General features: G+C 66.1%; 2 protein-coding genes. Both read left to right on the top strand.

Translation table 11 applies throughout. The features are described from left to right. The coding region (locus tag Q4F73_RS12225) for a DNA-directed RNA polymerase subunit beta (protein WP_303359613.1) at positions 1 to 2,399 on the top strand (2,399 nt) is incomplete at its 5' end. Between the two features lie 58 nt (positions 2,400 to 2,457). Continuing rightward, on the top strand, positions 2,458 to 2,790 hold a 333-nt coding region (locus tag Q4F73_RS12220; protein ID WP_303359612.1), incomplete at its 3' end, for a hypothetical protein.

The raw sequence follows: 2,790 nt of genomic DNA, 5'->3' as shown, positions 1-2,790 counted from the left end.
CCGTCGGCGAGCTCATCCAGAACCAGGTCCGCGTCGGCCTGTCCCGCATGGAGCGTGTCGTGCGCGAGCGCATGACCACCCAGGACGCCGAGTCGATCACCCCGACCTCGCTGATCAACGTGCGCCCGGTCTCGGCCGCGATCCGTGAGTTCTTCGGCACCTCCCAGCTGTCCCAGTTCATGGACCAGAACAACTCGCTGTCGGGCCTGACCCACAAGCGTCGTCTGTCCGCCCTCGGCCCGGGTGGTCTGTCCCGTGAGCGCGCCGGCATCGAGGTCCGCGACGTGCACCCGTCCCACTACGGACGTATGTGCCCGATCGAGACTCCTGAGGGTCCGAACATCGGTCTGATCGGATCCCTGTCCTCCTACGCGCGCGTCAACGCATTCGGCTTCATCGAGACCCCGTACCTGCGCGTCGTCGACGGCAAGGTCACCGACGAGGTCCACTACCTCACCGCTGACGAGGAGGACCGCTACGCCATCGGCCAGGCCTCCACCGAGCGCGACGCCGAGGGCAACATCACCACCGACCGCGTCGAGGTCCGCCTCAAGGACGGCGACATCGGTATCCGTGACGCCAAGGGTGTCGACTTCATCGACATCTCCGCACGCCAGATGGTCTCCGTGGCCACCGCCATGATTCCCTTCCTCGAGCACGATGACGCCAACCGTGCCCTCATGGGTGCGAACATGCAGCGTCAGGCCGTGCCGCTGGTCCGCGCCGAGGCCCCCTTCGTGGGCACCGGCATGGAGAAGCGCGCCGCCTACGACGCCGGTGACATGGTCATCGCCCCGAAGGCCGGTGTCGTCGAGAACGTCTCCGCCGACCTCATCACCATCATGGACGACGAGGGCATCCGCGACACCTTCCTGCTGCGCAAGTTCGAGCGCACCAACCAGGGCACCTGCTACAACCAGAACCCCCTGGTCAACATCGGTGACCGCGTCGAGGCCGGCCAGGTCATCGCCGACGGCCCCGGCACCCACAACGGCGAGATGTCTCTCGGCCGTAACCTGCTGGTCGCCTTCATGCCGTGGGAGGGCCACAACTACGAGGATGCGATCATCCTCAACCAGCGCGTCGTGGAGGAGGACATCCTCACCTCGATCCACATCGAGGAGCACGAGATCGACGCCCGCGACACCAAGCTGGGCGCCGAGGAGATCACCCGCGACATCCCGAACGTCTCCGACGAGGTCCTCGCCGACCTCGACGAGCGCGGCATCGTCCGCATCGGTGCGGAGGTCCGCGACGGTGACGTGCTGGTCGGCAAGGTCACGCCCAAGGGCGAGACCGAGCTGACCCCGGAGGAGCGGCTGCTCCGCGCGATCTTCGGCGAGAAGGCGCGCGAGGTGCGCGACACCTCGCTCAAGGTGCCGCACGGTGAGTCCGGCAAGGTCATCGGCGTCCGCGTGTTCTCCCGCGAGGACGACGACGAGTTGCCCCCGGGCGTCAACGAGCTCGTCCGCGTGTACGTCGCCCAGAAGCGCAAGATCCAGGACGGCGACAAGCTCGCCGGCCGCCACGGCAACAAGGGTGTCGTCGGCAAGATCCTGCCGCCGGAGGACATGCCGTTCATGCCGGACGGCACCCCCGTGGACATCATCCTCAACACTCACGGTGTCCCGCGTCGTATGAACATCGGCCAGGTCCTGGAGATCCACCTCGGCTGGCTCGCCGCCGCCGGCTGGTCCGTCGACCCGTCCGACCCGGCCAACGCCGAACTGCTGGAGACCCTCCCCGAGGATCTCTACGATGTTCCGGCCGAGTCCCTGACCGCCACCCCGGTGTTCGACGGTGCCTCCAACGAGGAGCTCGCCGGCCTGCTGCGCAACTCCCGCCCGAACCGTGACGGCGACGTCATGGTCAACGAGGACGGCAAGGCCGTGCTTTTCGACGGTCGCTCCGGTGAGCCGTTCCCGTACCCGGTGTCCGTGGGCTACATGTACCTGCTCAAGCTCCACCACCTGGTGGACGAGAAGATCCACGCCCGTTCCACCGGCCCGTACTCCATGATCACCCAGCAGCCGCTCGGCGGTAAGGCCCAGTTCGGTGGCCAGCGCTTCGGTGAGATGGAGGTGTGGGCGATGCAGGCATACGGCGCCGCCTACACCCTGCAGGAGCTGCTGACGATCAAGTCTGATGACGTCGTCGGCCGTGTCAAGGTCTACGAGGCCATCGTCAAGGGTGAGAACATCCCGGACCCGGGCATTCCGGAGTCCTTCAAGGTTCTCCTCAAGGAGCTGCAGTCCCTGTGCCTGAACGTGGAGGTCCTCTCCGCTGACGGCACCCCGATGGAACTGTCCGGCTCCGATGACGACGACCTCGACTCGGCAGGATCCTCGCTGGGCATCAACCTGTCCCGCGACGAGCACTCCGACGTCGACGCCTCCTAAACCCTTACCCGATATTCGCCATTCAATCCCTCCCCGCCGGGAGGGGAAAGGGAGTTACGTGTTCGACGTAAACCTCTTCGAAGAGCTCCGCATCGGCCTGGCCACTGCCGACGACATCCGCCGCTGGTCCAAGGGCGAGGTCAAGAAGCCGGAGACCATCAACTACCGCACCCTCAAGCCCGAGAAGGACGGTCTGTTCTGCGAGCGCATTTTCGGACCCACCCGTGACTGGGAGTGCGCCTGTGGCAAGTACAAGCGCGTCCGCTACAAGGGCATCATCTGTGAGCGCTGTGGCGTCGAGGTGACCAAGTCCAAGGTCCGCCGTGAGCGTATGGGCCACATCGAGCTGGCCGCCCCGGTCACGCACATCTGGTACTTCAAGGGTGTGCCG

It is taken from the genome of Corynebacterium sp., from assembly GCF_030535495.1.
Taxonomy (GTDB): domain Bacteria; phylum Actinomycetota; class Actinomycetes; order Mycobacteriales; family Mycobacteriaceae; genus Corynebacterium.
Note: the sequence above shows the minus strand (reverse complement) of the source record. Positions and strands in the feature narration are given on the sequence as shown.